20 protein-coding genes are annotated in these 20,286 nt (G+C 47.2%); 16 read left to right on the forward strand and 4 right to left on the reverse strand.

What is annotated here, in order from left to right; translation table 11 throughout:
* Window positions 1-82 precede the first annotated feature (82 nt).
* The 7 genes from ATY38_RS05035 (at window position 83) to ATY38_RS05065 (ending at window position 9,491) form a co-directional block, all read left to right on the forward strand.
* Window positions 83-1,039: a hypothetical protein gene (locus ATY38_RS05035; RefSeq protein ID WP_062558342.1), complete on the forward strand. Its 957-nt coding sequence runs from the start codon at window positions 83-85 to the stop codon at window positions 1,037-1,039.
* Between the two features lie 62 nt (window positions 1,040-1,101).
* Window positions 1,102-1,611, forward strand: coding sequence for a hypothetical protein (locus ATY38_RS05040; RefSeq protein ID WP_143023429.1), 510 nt, complete (start codon window positions 1,102-1,104; stop codon window positions 1,609-1,611).
* A 127-nt stretch (window positions 1,612-1,738) separates the two neighbouring features.
* Window positions 1,739-2,794 carry a PDDEXK nuclease domain-containing protein gene (locus ATY38_RS05045; protein WP_062558344.1) on the forward strand — a complete coding sequence of 352 codons (1,056 nt, stop codon included), beginning with the start codon at window positions 1,739-1,741 and terminating at the stop codon, window positions 2,792-2,794.
* A complete protein-coding gene (locus ATY38_RS05050; protein WP_062558345.1) occupies window positions 2,791-4,518 on the forward strand; it encodes a site-specific DNA-methyltransferase in 1,728 nt (575 codons plus the stop codon). Before ATY38_RS05045 ends, ATY38_RS05050 begins: the two co-directional genes overlap by 4 nt.
* Window positions 4,519-4,605: 87 nt before the next feature.
* Window positions 4,606-5,580 carry a virulence RhuM family protein gene (locus tag ATY38_RS05055; protein ID WP_235590394.1) on the forward strand — a complete coding sequence of 325 codons (975 nt, stop codon included), beginning with the start codon at window positions 4,606-4,608 and terminating at the stop codon, window positions 5,578-5,580.
* 3 nt (window positions 5,581-5,583) lie between these two features.
* The gene (locus ATY38_RS05060; RefSeq protein ID WP_062558346.1) at window positions 5,584-8,322 is read left to right on the forward strand and encodes a DEAD/DEAH box helicase family protein; all 2,739 of its coding nucleotides are present in this window, start codon (window positions 5,584-5,586) and stop codon (window positions 8,320-8,322) included.
* Window positions 8,323-8,591: 269 nt separating this feature from the next.
* On the forward strand, window positions 8,592-9,491 hold the full coding sequence (locus ATY38_RS05065; protein WP_062558347.1) for a PD40 domain-containing protein: 900 nt from the start codon (window positions 8,592-8,594) through the stop codon (window positions 9,489-9,491).
* Window positions 9,492-9,550: 59 nt separating this feature from the next.
* Here ATY38_RS05065 and typA read toward each other — a convergent pair whose 3' ends face one another.
* Entirely contained in the window at window positions 9,551-11,365 is a 1,815-nt protein-coding gene (gene typA / locus ATY38_RS05070; protein ID WP_062558348.1) for a translational GTPase TypA, read from the reverse strand.
* Between the two features lie 126 nt (window positions 11,366-11,491).
* Between typA and ATY38_RS05075 the strand changes: the two genes are divergently transcribed.
* On the forward strand, window positions 11,492-12,445 hold the full coding sequence (locus ATY38_RS05075) for an ornithine cyclodeaminase family protein (RefSeq protein WP_235590431.1): 954 nt from the start codon (window positions 11,492-11,494) through the stop codon (window positions 12,443-12,445).
* A gap of 5 nt (window positions 12,446-12,450) precedes the next feature.
* Here the strand turns inward: ATY38_RS05075 and ATY38_RS05080 are convergent, their stop codons facing one another.
* Window positions 12,451-12,648: a hypothetical protein gene (locus tag ATY38_RS05080; RefSeq protein WP_062558350.1), complete on the reverse strand. Its 198-nt coding sequence runs from the start codon at window positions 12,646-12,648 to the stop codon at window positions 12,451-12,453.
* 145 nt (window positions 12,649-12,793) lie between these two features.
* On the opposite strand from ATY38_RS05080, the gene cutA reads away from it, so the two are divergent.
* The 5 genes from cutA (at window position 12,794) to ATY38_RS05105 (ending at window position 17,007) form a co-directional block, all read left to right on the forward strand.
* The gene (cutA, locus tag ATY38_RS05085; RefSeq protein ID WP_062558351.1) at window positions 12,794-13,117 is read left to right on the forward strand and encodes a divalent-cation tolerance protein CutA; all 324 of its coding nucleotides are present in this window, start codon (window positions 12,794-12,796) and stop codon (window positions 13,115-13,117) included.
* Window positions 13,118-13,129: 12 nt separating this feature from the next.
* Entirely contained in the window at window positions 13,130-15,067 is a 1,938-nt protein-coding gene (dsbD, locus tag ATY38_RS05090) for a protein-disulfide reductase DsbD (protein ID WP_062558352.1), read from the forward strand.
* Window positions 15,068-15,130: 63 nt separating this feature from the next.
* The gene (locus ATY38_RS05095) at window positions 15,131-15,718 is read left to right on the forward strand and encodes a TlpA family protein disulfide reductase (protein WP_062558353.1); all 588 of its coding nucleotides are present in this window, start codon (window positions 15,131-15,133) and stop codon (window positions 15,716-15,718) included.
* Between the two features lie 332 nt (window positions 15,719-16,050).
* On the forward strand, window positions 16,051-16,389 hold the full coding sequence (locus tag ATY38_RS05100; RefSeq protein ID WP_062558354.1) for a BON domain-containing protein: 339 nt from the start codon (window positions 16,051-16,053) through the stop codon (window positions 16,387-16,389).
* Window positions 16,390-16,632: 243 nt separating this feature from the next.
* On the forward strand, window positions 16,633-17,007 hold the full coding sequence (locus ATY38_RS05105; protein ID WP_062558355.1) for a DUF2784 domain-containing protein: 375 nt from the start codon (window positions 16,633-16,635) through the stop codon (window positions 17,005-17,007).
* Here the strand turns inward: ATY38_RS05105 and ttcA are convergent.
* On the reverse strand, window positions 17,004-17,912 hold the full coding sequence (ttcA, locus tag ATY38_RS05110; protein ID WP_062558356.1) for a tRNA 2-thiocytidine(32) synthetase TtcA: 909 nt from the start codon (window positions 17,910-17,912) through the stop codon (window positions 17,004-17,006). The genes ATY38_RS05105 and ttcA overlap by 4 nt on opposite strands.
* 160 nt (window positions 17,913-18,072) lie before the next feature.
* Here ttcA and ATY38_RS05115 point away from each other — a divergent pair, with 160 nt between their 5' ends.
* From ATY38_RS05115 to ATY38_RS05125, 3 genes are read left to right on the forward strand one after another with little or no spacing between them, the layout of a single operon-like run.
* Entirely contained in the window at window positions 18,073-18,525 is a 453-nt protein-coding gene (locus tag ATY38_RS05115) for a cupredoxin domain-containing protein (protein ID WP_062558357.1), read from the forward strand.
* Window positions 18,522-19,061, forward strand: a complete 540-nt coding sequence (locus ATY38_RS05120; protein WP_062558358.1) for a DUF411 domain-containing protein — start codon at window positions 18,522-18,524, stop codon at window positions 19,059-19,061. Before ATY38_RS05115 ends, ATY38_RS05120 begins: the two co-directional genes overlap by 4 nt.
* Window positions 19,062-19,074: 13 nt before the next feature.
* On the forward strand, window positions 19,075-19,542 hold the full coding sequence (locus tag ATY38_RS05125; RefSeq protein WP_062558359.1) for a c-type cytochrome: 468 nt from the start codon (window positions 19,075-19,077) through the stop codon (window positions 19,540-19,542).
* A 24-nt stretch (window positions 19,543-19,566) separates the two neighbouring features.
* Here the strand turns inward: ATY38_RS05125 and ATY38_RS05130 are convergent, their stop codons facing one another.
* Window positions 19,567-20,022 (reverse strand): hypothetical protein, encoded by a 456-nt coding sequence (locus ATY38_RS05130; protein ID WP_235590395.1) that lies wholly within the window; start codon window positions 20,020-20,022, stop codon window positions 19,567-19,569.
* Window positions 20,023-20,286 lie beyond the last annotated feature (264 nt).

Here is a 20,286-nt window from a genome sequence, read left to right on the forward strand (position 1 = left end):
TGGTTCGGCTTTCTCAGATGTGGTGCATCTTTGTCTGTATATATTTAAAATATAATGAACTTTTCTTATCCGGATAGATGAAATGAAGAAAACTGAGCGGCTAGTGTACTACTATGATCTGTCTATTCATGCCGAATCCCGAACTTTTAAGGCTCCAAAACCAATTTATGTGAAAAAGGCATTTCAGCTGATGGAGCTTGTGCCAATGGAAAAACGTCTTAAGGAAGCATCCAAAGGACGAGAGCAATTCTATATATCTGATTGGAAATGGGAGGGTGATATCATCAGCATCCTTGTAAACAAATCAGATAAAGGGATATCGGATCCGGTATTCACTATTCCCCAAAAAAAGCAGCGTCGTACAGCAGAAAAACAAGAAGAGGAAGGACAGGATTTTTCGGTGCATATAGTAGTTCAACTCCCTCAAGATGACCAACAAGCGGCACTTGTGTTGATTGAAAACTGTGTGGGACTTGGAGTTTATGCAGTCCAAAGGTTGTTAAATCAGATTCTTCATGATGCTAAGCAACTTAAGCCGCTAGATTATGAGCAGTTTCACCCGGACGGTGCCGTCGATGATAAAGGCAAATCCAAAAAATACAATGTGGACTTTAAATGTGAGTTTGAAGGGCATATCTCTGATGATCTAAAGTACGATCTTGATAATGGAAAAATTCAGTCTATTGAGCTTATTACAGAGAAAGAGAAATACACAAATATTGATGAGGATGGTTACATCCAAGAGAAATGCAAAACATTGGTTTTGACTCTAAAGGATGAAGGAGTTAAAGGCAAATTCAATAAGATAAAGAACGTTTTCATCAAGAAGAAAGATGACTACAGCCGTGCCCGAATCAAATTCAAGACACCGACAGGTGTCGATAGAACAGTAGTAATGGACACAAATGATGTTTCAGCACAAGGATATGTAAAGAAAGAAAAATTGGATGACTTTGAGTTTGATTTGAAATCTTCTTATGATAAGTTTTGTGATGCTCTCCTTGAGAGAATGAAAGACCTTCTACGGTCGAGAGAGTAATGTTTAGGCATTTGCTGAGACCACTTTCCTATTTATCCATTAAGCATAAGCAAAAATGGGTAGTGGATTGGGTTTACCCTGTGATTCTAGCCGTTTTATCAACGGTTTTTTTGTTTTGTCTAAAAACGATTGGAAACATTCCACTATATGCAGATGGAGCACTAGTTGCCAAAATATTAGGTTTCGTTCAAGGTCTTCCAGGATTTTATATTGCAGCGTTGGCAGCAATTGCTACTTTCAATAAGACAGACATAGACAAAACAATGCCTGCACCAGCTCCAAAATTGGATATTATGGTGCTTGGTCAAAGTGTTGTGATAGAACTGACACGAAGGCGGTTTCTTTGCTCAATGTTTGCTTTTTTAACCGCTGAAAGCCTTATTCTTATTGTTCTTGCTATCTTTGGGCAAACAATCTATCTACCTGTTAAAGAAATTATTAGCGTGCAATATCATCTATGGGTTTCTGTGGCATACATGCTGGTTTTTTTGTTTGTTTTTTGGCAGATGCTGGTTACTAGTTTCTGGGGGTTGTTCTATCTGGGTGATCGACTGCATCAACCAGACCAATAAAACGATAAAAAATGAGTATCAAACAAAAACTCGAACTCACCAGGATCGGCAAGGATAAACGTCAAAATCCGGAATCGCGCATCCTGCGTGAAGGACAGACGCTATTCACCGTCGAATGGGCGTTGAAATGAAGCGCACCCCACCTCCGCAACACGACATCTTGGAATCCCTGGCCAGTCAGATTGCCGAGATCGTTCAGCAAGCGCGCAGTCAGGTACGCCAAAGCGTCAATCAGGCCATGGTAGCCAGCTACTGGGAAATTGGCCGTCTGATCGTCGAGCATGAGCAACAAGGGCAGACCCGCGCCGCCTATGGCACACGGCAACTGGCAGCGCTTTCCGAACGACTGACGGCTCAGTTCGGGCGCGGCTTCGATGAGCGCAATTTGAGGAATATGAGACTGTTTTTTCAGTTCTTTCCAATTCGGAACGCAGTGCGTACCGAATTGAGCTGGACGCACTATCGCGTTCTGCTGCGCGTGGAAAATCCCTCTGTCCGCGAGTGGTACCTGCGCGAAGCCATCAGCCAGAACTGGAGCAGCCGGGCGCTGGACAGGCAAATCGGCGTGCTCTATTACGAACGCCTGTTGAGCAGCAGGGACAAGGCGCTGGTACAGGCCGAAGCTGCGCAGTACACGGAATCCCCGGCGGTGACCCGCAAGGATTCCCTGCGTGATCCCTATGTGCTGGATTTTCTCAACCTCAACACCGGCCGCTTTCTGGAAGGCGATCTGGAGCAGGCCATTATGGACAACCTGCAAAACTTTCTCCTGGAGCTGGGCAAAGGCTTTGCCTTTGTCGCCCGCCAGCAGCGTGTGAGTTTTGCCGATGAAGATTTTTATCTCGACCTCGTGTTCTACAACTACAAGCTCAAATGTTTTTTACTGGTGGACTTGAAACTGGGCAGGCTCACCCATCAGGACATGGGGCAGATGGACACCTATGTGCGCCTGTACGACGAGCAAATCAAAGGCGCGGACGACAATCCCACCATCGGCCTGGTGTTGTGCAGCGAAAAAAGTGAAGCCGTAGTGCGCTATTCCGTACTGGCGGAACAACAGCAATTGTTTGCCGCCAAATACCTGCCTTATCTGCCGAGCGAAGCAGAGCTCAAACACGAACTGGAACGCGAGCGCGAACGCGCCCTGCAAATGCTGGCGCAGCGACAAGAGGCACAAGAATGAGCGGCAAACAAAAACTCGAACTCACCTGGATCGGGAAGGACAAGCGGCCCAAGCTGGAGCCGCGCATTCTGCTGGAAGATCCGTCGCTGTCGTATCACGCCAGGCATCGGATTTCGGATAACGATAGCTTCGACAACCGGCTGATCTTCGGCGACAACCTGCTGGCGTTGAAGGCGCTGGAGCAGGAGTTCTCCGGCAAGGTGAAGTGCGTGTTCATCGATCCGCCGTACAACACCGGCAGTGCGTTCACGCATTACGACGACGGACTGGAACATTCGATCTGGCTGGGATTGATGCGCGACCGGCTGGAGATCATCCGGCGGCTGCTATCCGAGGATGGATCGTTGTGGATTACAATTGATGATGCAGAGGGGCATTATCTTAAGGTGGTGTGTGATGAAATTTATGGCCGCCCTAATTTTTTGGGTACGGTTACTTGGCAGAAGACAACCAGCGTCCACAACAACGCTGTTTATTTCTCTTCCGCCACAGATATGCTTTTAGCCTACTCCAAGGAAATTTCGTTTTTTAAGATGGGGCGACTTCCTCGCAGTGATCGGAATGTTGGCGATTACAGCAATACAGACAATGATCCACGTGGTCCTTGGGCATCAAGCCCGTTGCACGTTAGTTTGACTTCTGGGCAGCGGGGAAAACAGTATGCACAAACAGGAAAGAGTTCTGGATTGTTCCCCATTGTGAGTCCTCATGGGGAAGAAATTTTGCCACCTAAAGGGCGTTGCTGGGCATATTCACCGGAGACAATAGCCAGCTTTGAGAAAAATGATTTGATTTGGTGGGGAAAAGATGGGAAAAATCAACCGCGTCTGAAACGCTTTTTGGAGCAAAGCAAGGAAGGCGTTGTTCCGATTACTCTTTGGTTATCCGAAGAAGTTGGTCATAACCAAGAGGCAAAGGCGGAAAACTCGATGCTACTTTCCGATCAGCCTGAACTGTTTTCTACACCAAAACCGGAACGCCTTTTGTCGCGGATCTTGACGCTGACTACAAGTCCCGGCGATCTCGTCCTCGACTCCTTCGCCGGTTCCGGCACCACCGGCGCGGTGGCGCACAAAATGGGCCGCCGCTGGATCATGGTTGAGTTGGGTGAACACTGCCACACGCACATCATTCCGCGCCTGAAAAAAGTCATCGATGGCGACGATCAAGGTGGCATATCCAAAGCGGTGAACTGGCAAGGTGGCGGCGGGTTCCGCTACTACAAACTGGCACCCAGCCTGATCGTCAACGACCGTTGGGGCAATCCGGTGATCAACCCGGAATACAACGCGGCGATGCTGGCCGAAGCACTGGCGAAACTGGAAGGTTTCACCTACGCACCGTCGGAAGTTCATTGGTGGCAGCACGGCCATTCCAGCGAGCGCGATTTCATTTATGTGACCACGCAAAATCTTTCCGCCGCGCAGTTGCAGGCGCTGTGCGATGAGATCGGCAGTGAACAAAGCCTGCTGGTGTGCTGTTCGGCATTCCGTGGCGTGAGTGCGGCTCAAGCCGCAGAGCGCTGGCCAAACCTGACCTTGAAAAAAATCCCCAAGATGGTGCTGGCGCGTTGCGAGTGGGGGCATGACGATTACAGCCTGAATGTCGCGAATCTGCCGATGGCGCAGCCTGAACCGATCGAGCCTGCCGTAAGCAAAGGGAGGAAAGCCAAGACGGACCGGCGCACCGCCGATCTGTTTGGCGATGGGGAAGGCGAGGCATGAACTGGAACAAAGGCGCTTATTTTGTCCAGCAAGCTGCTGGACAATTTTGTGATGCTGCAATCGGGCAGCAGACCAAGGAGACTGCTTATGGCAAAGAAACCTGATACCAAGAAGCGCGAAGTTTCCATCGTCCGTTCTTCTGCAGCGGAATATCTCATCTTTGTGGCGGCCAGTGGCAAAGACGGTGTGGAGGCAGTGTATGCCGATGCGAATGTCTGGCTGACTCAAAAAATGATGGCAACCCTCTACAATGTGGAAACCCATACGATCAACTACCACTTGAAAAAGGTTTTTTCCGACAGTGAGTTGCAAGAGGATTCAGTTATTCGAAGTTTTCGAATAACTGCCGCCGACGGAAAAAACTATGACACCAAGCATTATAACTTGGCGGCCATCATTGCCGTGGGCTACAAGGTCAATTCCGAGCGGGCAGTGCAGTTTCGCAAGTGGGCTACGGCCATCGTCGAGGAGTTCACCATCAAGGGCTACACGATGGACGATGAGCGACTGAAAAATGGCGGCTCTGTCCTGACAGATCAATACTTTGAGGAGCAGCTTCAGCGCGTCCGTGAGATTCGCCTTTCGGAGCGCAAGTTCTATCAAAAAATCACCGATCTTTATGCCACGTCGATTGATTACGATGTGACTGCACAGGCCACCAAGCGATTTTTCGCCACCGTACAGAATAAACTGCATTGGGCCATTCATGGACAGACGGCGGCGGAAGTCATCGTCGCACGTGCGGATGCGGAAAAGCCCAATATGGGGTTGACCACTTGGCAGGATGCGCCACGTGGAAAAATTCAGAAGTTTGACGTGGTTATTGCCAAAAATTACCTGAGCAAAAGCGAAATGGCTCAGCTTTCCCGGCTGGTGAACGCCTACCTGGATATGGCCGAGCTGATGGCGCAGAACAAGATGCCCATGACCATGCAGGATTGGGAAATTCGATTAAACCGATTCATTGAAATGACCGATCGTGAGGTATTACAGGATGCCGGTAAGGTCACGGCGGAAATCGCACGCACCCATGCTGAAGCTGCTGGACAACAAGGAGAATGAAGCATGAGTGTCCGCATCCAGAACCATATTATAGGACGCTTGTCGCTGCGCTCCCCGCAAGCCGAATCGTTGGAAAGACTGAAACAGGCATTGGATGCCGCGCCGGAACTGTTGAGCCATGACGAACGCGATGTGGCAGCGATTCTCGCTACGCTGAAAGCCGAGTTCCCGGCGCTGGCAGACTTCGAGCGCGAATTTCCCTCGCTATGCTTTGCGCTGGCGACCGGTGTGGGCAAAACGCGGTTGATGGGAGCTTTTATCGCCTACCTGCATCTGGCGCACGGTATCAACAACTTCTTTGTGCTCGCGCCCAATCTCACGATCTACAACAAGCTGATTACGGATTTCACGCCAAATACACCGAAATATGTGTTTAAAGGCATCGGTGAATTTGCCCTCAATGCGCCTCGCGTCATTACTGGGGACAACTACGATCAGCAAAACATCTTCGGCGGCGAGTTATTGGGTGAAGTTCGCATCAATATTTTCAACATCGCTAAGATCGCCTCGGAGGTGCGTGGCGGGAAAGAACCACGTATCAAGCGCATGAAAGAAGTGCTGGGCGATAGCTACTTCAACCATCTGGCTAATTTGCCGGATCTGGTGCTGCTGATGGATGAATCGCACCGCTATCGCGCGCAGGCTGGCATGCGGGCCATCAATGAATTACAGCCTTTGTTCGGACTGGAGCTGACAGCCACACCTTTCGTAGAAGCAAACCCAAAGCCGATCCCGTTCAAGAATGTAGTTGTGGACTACCCGCTGGCACGGGCAATGGAGGACGGTTTCGTCAAGGAGCCAGCCGTTGTCACGCAGCGTAATTTTGATGCGAAAGCACACACGCCCGAGGAAATCGAGAAGATCAAGCTGGAAGACGGCGTGCGCTTGCACGAAACTACAAAAGTTGAGCTGCTGACCTATGCCCGGGAAAACGGTGTTGCGCCGGTCAAACCCTTCATACTCGTGATCGCACGGGATACCACGCACGCCGGGCAACTTTTGGTGCTTCTGCAGTCGGAGGCTTTCTTTGACGCACGCTATCGGAGCAAGGTGATTCAGGTTGACTCCAGCCGCTCAGGCAGCGAAGAGGAGGAAATGATTTCCCGTTTGCTCGCGGTCGAGAGCGTGGACGAACCGACCGAGATCGTGATTCACGTCAACATGCTGAAGGAAGGCTGGGATGTGACCAATCTCTATACCATCGTTCCGCTACGCGCCGCCAATGCCCGCACGCTGATTGAACAATCCATCGGCCGCGGTTTGCGTCTGCCTTATGGCAAGCGAACAGGTGTGGCGGCGGTGGATCGCCTGAACATCGTGGCGCACGATAAATTCCAGGAGATTATCGACGAGGCGAACCGCGGCGACTCGCCAATTCGTTTGAAGCAAATCATCCTCGATGCGCCAAGCGCTGACGATAAAAAAGTCAGCGTACAAGTTGGTTCGGGCGCAATGACACGTCTGGGCCTGACGGATGCGCCCGTGGTAGCCGGTGCTCCGTCGAACGCCGGGACGGCTCCAACGGCCTCGGCACCTGCCTCCGTCTTCACCACTGAAGCAGAGCGACAGGCGGCTCGCGTCGTGATGGATGTGATTGGAAAGTACGAAGTCAGACGCGATCTGGTGCCCACCAGCAGCGCACTGCTTACCCCTGAGGTTCAATCAGCAATCTTGACTGAGGTCACCGAGCGCCTGGCTTTATTAAATCGGCCGATGCAAGGCAACTTGCTGGCTGGCGTCGATGATGGGCAGCCGAAACTTGATCTGTCAGCCGTAGTGGCAAAAACGACGGAGATTGTCGCTCAGCAGACCATCGACATCCCCCGTATCGCCGTGGTGCCTACTGGCGAAGTCACCACGGGCTTTCATCCGTTCAAACTGAGTCTATTACCCAATTTTCAACCAGGACAACGCGAAATTGTGGGGCAAGAACTACGTACCAATGAGCAGTTTACGTTAAGCAGCGAAAGAGGAATTCGCGAAAAGCGCTTCGAGGATTACATTGTTAAAAAGCTTATCGACTATGACAACATAGATTACTTCACTCAAGCTGAGTTGCTATACGACTTGGCGGGCCAAGCCGTTGCTCATTATCAGGAGCAGAATTACTCTGAAAATGAACTGCACGAAATCCTCGATACTTTTGGCAGTGAGCTTGCTCGCTTAATTCGTGCTGAGATGATGGAGCACTTTTGGGAAGAAGCAACCGGGTATGAAGTGCAGGTCAGTCGTGGTTTTACTGAACTGAAGCCCTGCAACTACACGGCTACGGCAGGACAGACGGCGCACCATTTCCGTGAAACGCTGACCGAGACCGGGCGTATCAAGCAGATGCTATTCGGCGGTTTTTCGCGTTGCCTGTATCCGCTGCAAAAGTTCGATTCGGATACCGAGCGCCGCTTTTCCGTCATCCTGGAGCGCGATGCCTTGAAGTGGTTTAAACCCGCCAAGGGGCAGTTCCAAATCTATTACAAGCTGGGCACGGAGCAGCCGGAGTACATCCCTGACTTTGTCGTTGAGACGGATACAACCATTTACATGGTTGAAACCAAGGCGCGCACGGACGTCAATACTCAAGAGGTGCAGGCCAAAGCGAGTTCGGCAGCTCGTTGGTGCAAGCACGCATCGGATTACGCAGCAGCCATTGGCACCAAGACATGGAAGTATCTGCTTGTGCCGCACGACGAGATTGCCGAATCAAAACGTCTGAATGACTTCTTGCGCTTTGAAGTAAAGTGCTGAAGTTCGCCTTGCTGAAGATATCTTGTCTATTCCTATCTCTAATTGGTGCTAACTTTGACAAGTCGCGCTAATAAAGTTGATTTTATGGCGCAATAATTTTTATCGCGCCATAAAAACTTGCCATACCGATAGAGCTGTCTGATGACTTTAGCACGAGTCCCCGAACGGCGAACTTCCATACTTCTGGCAATAAATCGTATTGCAATACCAGACAACACCAGCCTATTCTTTATAAAAAGCCAAAGCTATCCTAAATCGGAGATCAATCAATGAAAAAGAACCTTTTTATTCCAAAACTCTGTTCCATATCGCTGACGTTCATTCTGGCGCAGGGCGTTTCCTATGCTATGCCCGGTATGCACGGTTCCAGCAGTGGAGTGGCTACGGAACATCCACGGGTATCGAACAGTCTCGGCGGGAAAATCAATTCGACCGGATCGGAGATGGAGATTACTTACAGCGCTGACGGCAAGACGGCGATTTTTGTGTCGACCCGTGAAGGCAGTATCCAGTCGCCCGGCGATACTTACAGTTTCGATATCTGGATGTCGCATCAGGCCGACGGTGAATGGCAGGAGCCGATTCATCTGGGGCCGGGCATCTACCCCAAGGTGGGGCCGAACATCAATACCTCGACCGGTGAAGAGCATTGTCCGATCATTGCTTCCGACAGCCTGATTTACTTCAGTTATCACCAGCCGGGCGTGACGCAGGACAGCGATATCTGGAAGGTCGAGAAGAAGGATGGCGTGTGGCAGAAGCCGGAGAGCCTGGGGCTGAAGATCAATTCACCGCAGCGCGACCATATGCACTGGACCGGGTTGTCCAAGGACGGCAAGAGCTTGATCATCACCAGCACGCGGACTGATTTGGGTTCGCGCGGCGGGCATGATGAGTGGATTTCGCATCAAAATACCGAGGGCGAATGGCAGGAGCCGCTGAATCTCGGCGATGCGGTCAATACCGGCGGGGAGGATATGTGCTGGACGTTTACCCCGGATGGCAAGAAATTCACCGGCAGTTGGGGGCCGCATAGCACTTATGACATGGATCTGCGCTGGGTGAACAAGGATGATGTGCCGTTGCTGAAAGACTTTGAGCCAATCGGTCCGCCGCCCAATTTGCTGATCAACAGCAAAGCCAAAACTGACAAGCCGTTGCAGCCGTAAGTTTTAGTGCGCCGGTATGATTCGTTCGATACCGGCGCAATTATATTGAAAATCAGTTATTAAGCCGCTACCCGTGATGCACGTTTACGCTCGTGTTCCAGCAAGAAACGCTTACGAATACGGATCGTTTTAGGCGTAATTTCCACCAGCTCATCGTCCGCGATAAATTCAATCGCGGATTCCAAGGTGAGCTGAATTGGTGGGACTAAAGTGACTGCTTCGTCGGTTCCGGATGCGCGGATATTAGTTAATTGCTTGCCTTTGATCGGGTTGACTACCAGATCATTATCACGGGTGTGTATGCCAATCACCATGCCTTCGTACAGGCGGTCGCCGGGGCTGACAAACATGCGGCCGCGTTCCTGTAATTTCCATAATGCATAAGCAACGGCTTCGCCTTTTTCGGCGGAAATCAACACGCCGTTTCTGCGCGGCGGGATTTCCTGGCGCATCGGTGCAAATTCATCAAATACGTGGCTCATTAAACCGGTGCCGCGTGTCATGGTCATGAATTCGGATTGGAAACCGATCAAGCCACGCGCAGGGATACGATAGTCCAGGCGCACACGTCCTTTGGCGTCCGATACCATATCCAGCAAATCACCGCGGCGTGCGCCCAAGGCTTCCATCACCGCGCCCTGATTGGCTTCATCCACGTCGACCGTCAGCATTTCGAACGGTTCGCATTTAACGCCGTCAATCTCACGAATTACCACATGCGGACGCGAGACGGCGAGTTCGTAGCCTTCACGGCGCATATTTTCCAGCAGAATGGTGAGGTGCAATTCGCCGCGTCCTGAAATCAGAAATGAATCGGTTTCGTTAGTTTCTTCCAGCCGCATCGCGACATTGGTTAACAATTCTTTTTCCAGGCGTTCGCGTAACTGGCGGCTGGTAACAAATTTGCCTTCCTGACCGGCAAATGGCGAAGTATTGACCTGAAAAGTCATGGTCAGTGTCGGTTCATCCACCGCATGAATGGGTAATGCTTCGGGCTTATCGACATCAGCCAGCGTGGTGCCAATGCTGAGCTCTTCCACGCCGTTGATCAGCACGATATCACCGGCCAAGGCTTCTTTCATTTGAATACGTTCCAGACCCTGAAAACCAAGCACCTGATTGACTTTTGCTTTTTTAGGCGGTTTATCGCCCAGTAATATCATGACTTCCTGACCTGGTTTCAGTTTGCCGCGACGAATACGTCCGATACCGATACGTCCGACAAAGCTGGAGTAGTCCAATGCACTGATTTGCAATTGTAATGGCTCGTCTGGATTACCTTCAGGGGCAGGAACATGTTTGACGATGGTATCAAATAACGGACGCATATCCGTGCTCGATTTTTCCAGCTCCAATGTGGCAAAACCATTCAGTGCGGAAGCATAGACGACGGGAAAATCAAGTTGTTCATCATTGGCGCCCAGTTTATCGAACAAATCAAACGTTTGATCAACGACCCATTCGGCACGAGCACCGGGCCTGTCAATTTTGTTGATCACGACAATCGGACGCAGTCCTAACGCGAGCGCTTTTTTGGTGACAAAACGCGTTTGCGGCATTGGACCTTCCACGGCATCGACCAACAGCAATACGCCATCGACCATCGACAGCACACGCTCCACTTCACCGCCAAAATCCGCATGTCCGGGGGTATCGACGATATTGATATGAATTCCTTCGTAGTCGATAGCGCAATTCTTGGCTAAAATAGTAATACCGCGCTCGCGCTCAATATCATTGGAGTCCATCACGCGCTCGGAAATTTGCTGATGTGCGGCAAAGGTGCCCGCTTGGTGCAGGAGTTTATCGACCATAGTGGTTTTACCATGGTCAACGTGAGCGATGATGGCGATATTGCGGATCGGGCGAGACATAAATAATTCCTCAAAAATAAGCGATTAGTCCTTGCGGTGGGGGCGACATTATAGCAGCCGATTGTTAATATGGCTAATGTAACCTTTAGCTAAGTTTTTCAAAAAACGGGAGTTCGAATATTGTCAGTGATTCGTTATTTATCACAAAGTTCCTTGCAGAACTTGCAACTGACTACGCACGATGTCATTGCCAGCATTGAGCATTTACTGTTTGCGAAAACCCAGCAGCAGGCCTGGAATGCGCCCAAAGCAGTAATCACTCCGTCGGATGGAAGATACATGATGGCGACGCTGGCTGCAGCTGACGACCCCCCATTTCTTGCGGTCAAAGGGCTAATACTCAATCCAGAAAACCCCAAATACGAATTGGCAAGCATTAACGCGCTGGTGACCTTGCTCGATAGCCGAAGCGGGCTGCCATTGGCGATCATCGATGGCAATTGGGTCACTGCGGTACGTACTGCCGGATTAAGCGCGGTTGCTGCCAAGCGACTTGCACGACCAGATGCTTCTATCGCTGCATTTATCGGGTGCGGGGTGCAAGCCCTGAGCCATTTGCGGGCATTGACCGAGATTTTTCAACTGAAGAGAATTAATGTGTTTGGACGAGGTGCAGCAAGCCGCAATGCATTTTGCCGTAACGCAGAAAAAATGGATTTGTCAGTAATTACAGCACAAACAGCACAAGAAGCTATTCAAGATGCGGATTTGATCGTTACGTCCGTGACTTTGTCGCCTCAACTGGTGCCATTTCTGGACACACGCTGGCTAAAACCTGGCGCATTCGTCACCATGACCGATCTGGCTGCGCCGTGGTTAAGTGAGAGTATGTCGGGATTGGAACGGATTATTATCGATGATTTGGAACAGGAAGCCGGTATGCCAGAACCGTTGGTTGATCCAGCTTTGGTTCATGGGGATTTGACAGACTTAGTAACAGGCAAAACAGCGGGACGTCAAAGTGTAGATGAGCGAACTGCTTTTGTATTTAGAGGGTTGGCGCTTGGAGATTTGGCTGTATCCGGATTAGCTTACCAATGTGCGTGTGAGCAGTCACAAGGTACCTTGATAACATCTTGAAATCATTACCCGTTATTTTTTTCAGCGCCCATCATTAAAAATTTAATCAGTAACGCGAAAACAAATGGAATTGCACTAAGTCCAGTCACCATATAGTGCTCGGCAGTGAATTGATCACCTTCGTCCATGATAATGTAGCCAAAAAATATGGTAACAGGAGCAATTATTGAAAGCGCTATCACTAAATTAAATAATCCTTTCATTTTTTCAATTCCTTTCGATAAATTGTTTTTTTTAAGTATATGCCTATTGACAGGGTATGCCCAGAGCGCCAAAGTTCAAAATCCCATCTGTCAATTGACGCTAAGCAGGGTAAAATCAGTCTTTTAGCATCAATCAATAATACACATGGAACCAGTGCTCATTATTACTAATTTTCCCGATAAGAAAAGTGCGCTTGCGCTGGCAGAAACTTTGATTGATCAGCATTTGGCTGCTTGCGTTAATGCCTTGAGTCCGTGTACATCAATTTACCGCTGGCAAGGTGCTATGGATTCGGCAGAAGAGACTCCGGTGTTGATCAAAACCCAACGGCAACATTATGAACGGGTTGAACAGTTGATCAAGATGATGCATCCTTATGAACTTCCTGAAGTGATTATGGTTCCTATATTGAGCGGATTACCTGCTTATTTGCAGTGGATTGCCGACGAAACAACCTTAATTAAATAATACTGAATACCAATGCGATTAATCCAATTTTTGTTACTGATAGTATGTTTGTCCTGTCCACAAGCTTTTGCTCAGGAAGGTGGATCCTTTAGTTTATTCCAAAAATTGCAAGGATTGGGTATTAATCTGGGTCAAAGCAATCCACAAGAGCTTTTGCCACCGGATGAGGCGTTCAAGATTTCAGTGGAAGTCCGGGATGGAAATACACTCATTGCGAATTTGACGCCGGCAAAGGATTATTACCTGTATCGCGATAAAATTGTTTTTGAGCCGAAGCAAGAAGGTATGGTGATTGAAAAAGTTATGCTGCCATCGGGAAAAATGAAAGAGGATATGACTTTTGGCAATACGGAAGTATATTACAGCCCCATTCAGGCGGTTATTTCATTAACGCGTACGAATCCTGCAAGCGAGCAACCATTGACACTGGAGGCGACTTATCAGGGTTGTAATGAACCGGTTGGAGTATGCTACGCACCGATACACAAAGTGATCGATTTGACATTGCCGGCGGTAAAAGTAGCGATTGGAGCGATTGCCGGAGCAGTGAGTAGCCAAGCTACGGCAGCGGGAATCGACACCACTGCTGAATTGTTTCAGATGCCATCCGGATCACCTGCGATTGAAACCGAATCGTACAAAATTGAGCGTATGTTTGAAACGGGCGATTATTGGCTGATTCTCTCAGGATTCTTCGTGGTTGGTTTGTTTCTCTCATTCACACCTTGCGTATTTCCGATGTTTCCGATTTTATCAGGGATTATTGCCAATCACGGTAAGAATGTAACAAAGCGTCATGGGTTTATCCTGGCGCTGGCTTATGTACTGGGTATGGCGATTACGTATGCGATTGCCGGTGTGGCGGCCGGATTATCAGGCGCGATGTTGTCCGCGGCTTTGCAAAATGCTTGGGTACTTGGCACATTTGCAGTGATATTTGTATTACTGTCCTTTTCCATGTTTGGTTTTTATGAGCTGCAACTGCCCGGGACGTTACAAACCAAGTTATCCGAGGAAGCCGGCCAGCTGAAAGGAGGACATTTAACCAGTGTATTCGGTATGGGGGCATTGTCTGCTTTGATTGTTGGTCCCTGTGTTGCTGCGCCGTTGGCAGGTGCTTTGCTATATATTAGCCAGACCCGGGACGTGGTTCTGGGCGGTTCGGCATTATTTGTCATGGCTCTGGGCATGGGCGTGCCGCTGTTGCTGTTGGGGACTTCGGCCGGTGCTTTACTGCCGAAAGCTGGTGCATGGATGGAGTCGATCAAGCGATTCTTTGGTGTGCTGCTACTTGCGGTTGCAATCTGGATTATCTCTCCGGTGATTAACGAGGTTGTGTACATGTTGCTATGGGCTGTGCTGCTGATCATCTCCGCAATTTATCTGCAAGCGATAGACCCGTTGCCGCAAAGAGCTCCGGGTTTACAGAAATTTCTCAAAGGCGTGGGGGTTATCGCTTTGCTGGTGGGTGTTGCATTGTTGATCGGTGTTTTGTCCGGTAGCCGGGATGTTTTGCAGCCACTCTCAAAACTCAACCTAGCGGATGCGACAAACCCTGGCTTTGGAGAAACTGTACCCGCGGGTTATGCAACCTTGCCGTTTCAGCGGGTAAAAACCATTGCTGAACTGGATGAACAGATCCAGTTATCCAGAGATAAATACATCATGGTCAGGTTTCATGCCGATTGGTGTGTTTCGTGTAAAGAAATGGATCGATTTACGTTCTCTGATGCCAAAGTTCAAGCTCGACTGAAAGAAGTGGTTTTGCTGGAGGTGGATGTCACGGAGGGCACTCCGGATGATACTGCGTTGCTTAAACGATTTAAATTGTTTGGGCCACCGGGCATTTTATTTATTGATCGTCAAGGTTCTGACATTCCTGATATTAAGATCATTGGATTTCTCAACAACAATGACTTCTTGACGGTGTTGAATGCTGTTTTGATTTAAAGCCACGCTACTGCAATCAATCCGTCGCAACGTTCTATTAAAACATTTTCTAAGGATGAAACAATGTCGAAGGTAAAGCAGATAATTTTGTATTCTTGCGTCGCAATATTTGCTTTGGGAGCGGGATCACTCTTGCGCACCTTGCTGTCGGAGGCGTATCAAACTGAATTATCCAGTGAAGAAAGCCAACAAGGCGCTCAAGCTATTCTTTCTGCAAGCTTGCCAGACTTGCAAGGAGAAAATCAGGAGGTTTCGCAGTGGTTGGGAAAAGTCATGGTAGTGAATTTTTGGGCTACCTGGTGTACACCGTGTCGTGAGGAAATTCCAGAATTCATTGAAGCACAAAAAAAATATGGAGAGCAAGGGTTGATTTTTATCGGTATCGCTATTGACCAAGCCGATAAAGTTAAGATGTTCAGTCAGGAATTTGGTATCAATTATCCGGTATTGGTAGGCAGTTTTAATACTTGGTCATTGTTAGAGGCTGCAGGAAATCGCCATTCTGCGCTACCCTATACCGTGGTAATCAATCGCTCGGGGGAGCTGGTCGAAAACTATTTGGGGCGTGTTGATCTGAAAAAGCTGGAAAAAATGGTAATTCCATTGTTGAATGAAGCACCGAAAATCGAACAATCCTTACAAACCAGCTAAAAGTATTATTGGGATAAAATAATTTCAGTCAAAAAATAAATACGATCAATACATAATCGAATCAAGTTATCCCGCCAAAAAAACAATCTCCATCAAAGATAATGATGTAATATTATCAACAGGAATGGAATGCTTTGTTCATTGACGTTCATGCGAGCTACTCTGTCCATACATTACCTCGCATTTTGATTGTTGCTAATACTTACCAGAGGGTTCAATAATAACCTGCTGAGTTTTTTTGATTGAATGTAATTCTGAAGGTGGGAAGGCAAGGGTTTCAAATCTAAGTGTGAGGAGGATATTTTTCCGATATTCATTTAGGAGGCCTCATTATGATGCGACGAGATAGAAGTAGTCATTTCATTGTTTTTTTCTTAATTACCCAAATATTCATTTTTTCAGGCTGTGCATCGACTCCTGAACAATTGCTGATGGAAGAAAAATTCAACGATGTGCGTATTACCACAAAAGTTTATGAAGCAATCATCGATGAACCATCGTTGAGACGCTTTGATATCAATGTCAGAACAATTAAAGGCGTTGTAGAACTCAGTGGTTATGTAAGCTCCCGTGACGATATGGACAAAGCAATTGCAATCGCCCGTGCTATCGATGGCATAAAATCAATCAAGAATGATATGCTGATCGGGTCAATTTACGATGATTACTGATTAGTTTGTCCGCGTGGACAAATGCAATTGTCATTGATATTTTGCCATTCATTGTCAGATTATAAATGTTGCCCGAAAGATATTTGCAAGTAATTCATTAAGGAATCTCTGAATAACTACATATATCGTCCAAGCCGCAGGGGGTTTGTTGGTAATCATTACAATTAACTTCCTGCTGAATTTAGAATAACAGTCATTCAGCAATTCCTTAATAAAAATCGAAGCTTGCTTTGTTGAGTTGAAATGCTTTTAGCTGACATAGTTCTGATTATTCATTTTCTTTATGTCCTTTTTGTGGTGGGGAGCTTGCCGATTATCTGGATAGGCGCGTGGTTGAAGCTGACGTTTGTCAGAAACCCTTGGTTTCGCTATCTGCATCTTGCCGCTATTTTATTCGTTGTGGGTGAATCACTACTGGGTATCGCCTGCCCATTAACCCTATGGGAAAATAGCTTGCGCCAGATTGAAACGGACAAGAGTTTTATTCAGCATTGGCTTCATTTCATAATATTCTACAACGTGCCAGAGACAATCCTGGCGATTATCTACAGCTTGTTTGCCGGTCTGGTCGCAATGACTTTCAAATGGGTGCCGATTAGACGTATAAAAGTCGATTAGCTTTGCGGAACCATGGGGCGGTCGGTTGCTTCTTCTGGTCCAAGAGCAAGCATTTCTTCGATATTAGGTTCAAATGCTTCTTCGTCAAATGCCGTGTCGCCGTTTTCGAAGGGTTGATCCTGCGCTTGCAGACTAACGAAATTGTAGTGTGATGTGTCGGCTAGATGCGACAGTTGTATATTCTGTATCGAGCGGAACATGGTTTCCAGTCGACCTGGAAATTTTTTATCCCATCGCTGCATCATCTCTTTGATTGTTTGGCGTTGCAGGTTTTTTTGTGATCCACACAAATTGCAGGGAATAATCGGGAAATCTGAAATTTCTGCATATGCTGCCAGATCCTTTTCCTTGCAATAAGCCAGCGGTCGGATAACAATGTGCTTGCCATTATCACTAACCAGTTTGGGCGGCATCGCTTTGAGCTTACCGCCGTAAAACATATTCAGAAATAAGGTTTCTAGAATATCATCGCGATGATGTCCCAATGCAATTTTAGTGGCTCCAAGCTCACCAGCCACACGGTATAGCACGCCACGGCGTAACCTCGAGCACAAACTACAGGTGGTTTTTCCTTCGGCAATAACGCGCTTAACAACGCTGTAGGTATCCTGTTCCACAATCTGGAAAGGCATGCCGATTTGTGTCAAATAACTGGGCAATACTTGCTCAGGAAAACCAGGCTGCTTTTGATCCAGATTCACTGCGATCAGTTCAAAATTCACTGGGGAATGAATTTGAAGATTGCGGAGGATATCCAGCAATGCATAGCTGTCTTTACCTCCAGACAAACACACCATGATTCTGTCGCCCGCTTCGATCATGTTGAAATCAGCAATGGCTGTTCCTACTTGCCGCCTCAAGCGTTTTTGTAGTTTGTTAGCATTATATTGTTGTTTTTTAATCATAATTTACGAAGATTCTGAGAACTAAAAGTCTATTGATAGTAGAGCAAGTAGTATAGAGGTTATAGCAGAATATTAGACAAATGAATTGGAACAATTTAGCATAGCCGAATTCTAAACAAGACGGATAAACGGGTTCGGGAATTATTTTCAGGAGAATTCTATGAGTAGAATTATACCATTGGTGATCTTGGTCTTGTTTTCAACTGATAGTTACTCGACTGCAAATCATTCTAATTTGAAATTCGATATTGGTAGACCAGGCGATTTAGATAAAGTGTCCCGTATTATTAAACTGACGCAGGTAGATAATATGTTTTTGCCCGCAGAAGTTGCGGTAAATGAAGGTGAAACGATCCAGTTTGTGATCAAAAATGGCGGTAATCACAAGCATGAAATGTTGATAGGTTCGATGGCAGAACTTAAAAAAATTGCTAAGATGCGAAGTATGTATCCTGAAAAGGAGCACATTGAAGTCCATTTGCTGCAACTGGAGCCTGGTGAGCAAAAAGAATTGATCTGGCAATTTCCGAGCGCGGGGATCATTGATTTTGCCTGCCCTTTGCCTGGTCATTTTAAAAAAATGCGCGGAAAAATTATTGTGGAGAAAAAATGAATATACGAATAAGAACCCTGCTAGCTGAATCGATTGTCGCATTCAGTTTGTTGGGTGTTGCTACACAAGCCATAGCTACGGCAACCGTAGAAGTTTATAAAAGCCCGACTTGCGGGTGTTGCGCTAAATGGGTTGACCATATGCGCGACCATGGTTTTACGGTAAAAACACACGATGTAGGCAATAAAGAGATCAGAAAGAAATCGGGAATTTCAGAAACGGTTGGTTCATGTCATACGGCACTGGTGAATGGCTATGCGATCGAAGGACATGTGCCAGCGCCCGATGTCATCAGGCTGCTCAAAGAAAAACCGAAAGCGATAGGATTGGCTGTTCCAGATATGCCTCATGGATCTCCTGGTATGGAAGGATCCCGTAGCGATCCCTATAATGTTTTATTGCTCAAAGAGCGTGATCAAACTCGTACGAATGCTACTATCTATAACCGTTATGATCCATATGCCAAAAAAACCGAGCCATTACCGCAAAATTTGGAAGCAGAGAATAGAAGCAGTTCAGTCATGCGCTTAAAATAAGCATTTTAATTTCATGAGAATGCCACATTTTCTGATTTATGCTGCGGCAATGGTATTAATTGGATGCGGGAATTTTTATTCTACAGACCTTGCGCTGGGGCAGCATCAGATTGATCCCAAGACAGGATTGATAATAAGAAATTTAGATGATGCGCAAATCGTGCGTGGTGAAGCTGTTTATGCAACCCATTGCGTAGGTTGCCATGGTCCCAATGGGGAAGCGACGCCACATTGGCGCAAGCCGAATTCTGAGGGTAAATATCCACCCCCTCCGTTAGACAGTTCGGCACATGCTTGGCACCATTCCACTGATGTTCTGAAAAAAACAATTCTCAAAGGCACTCCCCCAGAAATAGGCTCGATGCCTGCCTGGGAGGGCATACTGACAGAGCAGCAAGTCGATGATGTGATCGTATGGATAAAGTCTTTATGGTCGGATGAAATTTATGATATCTGGTATAAAAATTTTGAAACTAAATAACCAGTAAATAAGTATTTCAAAGAATTATTCTTCCGGTTTTTTTGCGAGTGATCGGATTTGCTCGAAAATTGCTTGTTTTTCATCTTCCAGTTCCCGATAGCGTGCATAAAGATGATCTAAATCCGTTGTATATTTGTCAATTCGTTCTTGTTTTTCCTGCTTAAGTTGAATTAAGTCTTCATAGTTTGGTATCGGAATACTCTGCGAAGGTGAATTGGGCAATCTTACAGCTTGAGGTACTTCTGCCATTTCGTTGCGACGCAACTCCTGAATCATCAGAAATTGCTGGTAAGTTGATTGAGATTCCTGCTGTATGAGCGTTAATGTTTTTTCGAGCTCACGGATTTGTGCCTCTTGATCAAGTGCTTCTGTATTCGCCCAAATTACATTGGCGAAAACAAAAAATAACAATAAAAGAATAAATTGCATGGCATGAAAATTGATAAATAAATTGCCATTTTGCTTATATTTTATATACATGGCGACAGGTTTGTATTATTCGAGAAGGATTTTCCAGAATACTATTGATTCTACACTCATTATTGATGGAGTGAATTTCTACTTAAGAGTTCTGCAAACCAAAACGTTTTTGTTTCTCATGGTATTGACACCGACCTATAATTAATAACCGATTGCAATGCCAAGACTAGGTTCTATACGGCAATTGTAAACAACAGAGAGCCTATTTGATCATAGTAGTTGTTGCTGATCTGCTTAGTCAATCGAATAGCTAATATATGTAAT

This window comes from Nitrosomonas ureae, from assembly GCF_001455205.1.
GTDB classification, from domain to species: Bacteria; Pseudomonadota; Gammaproteobacteria; order Burkholderiales; family Nitrosomonadaceae; genus Nitrosomonas; species Nitrosomonas ureae.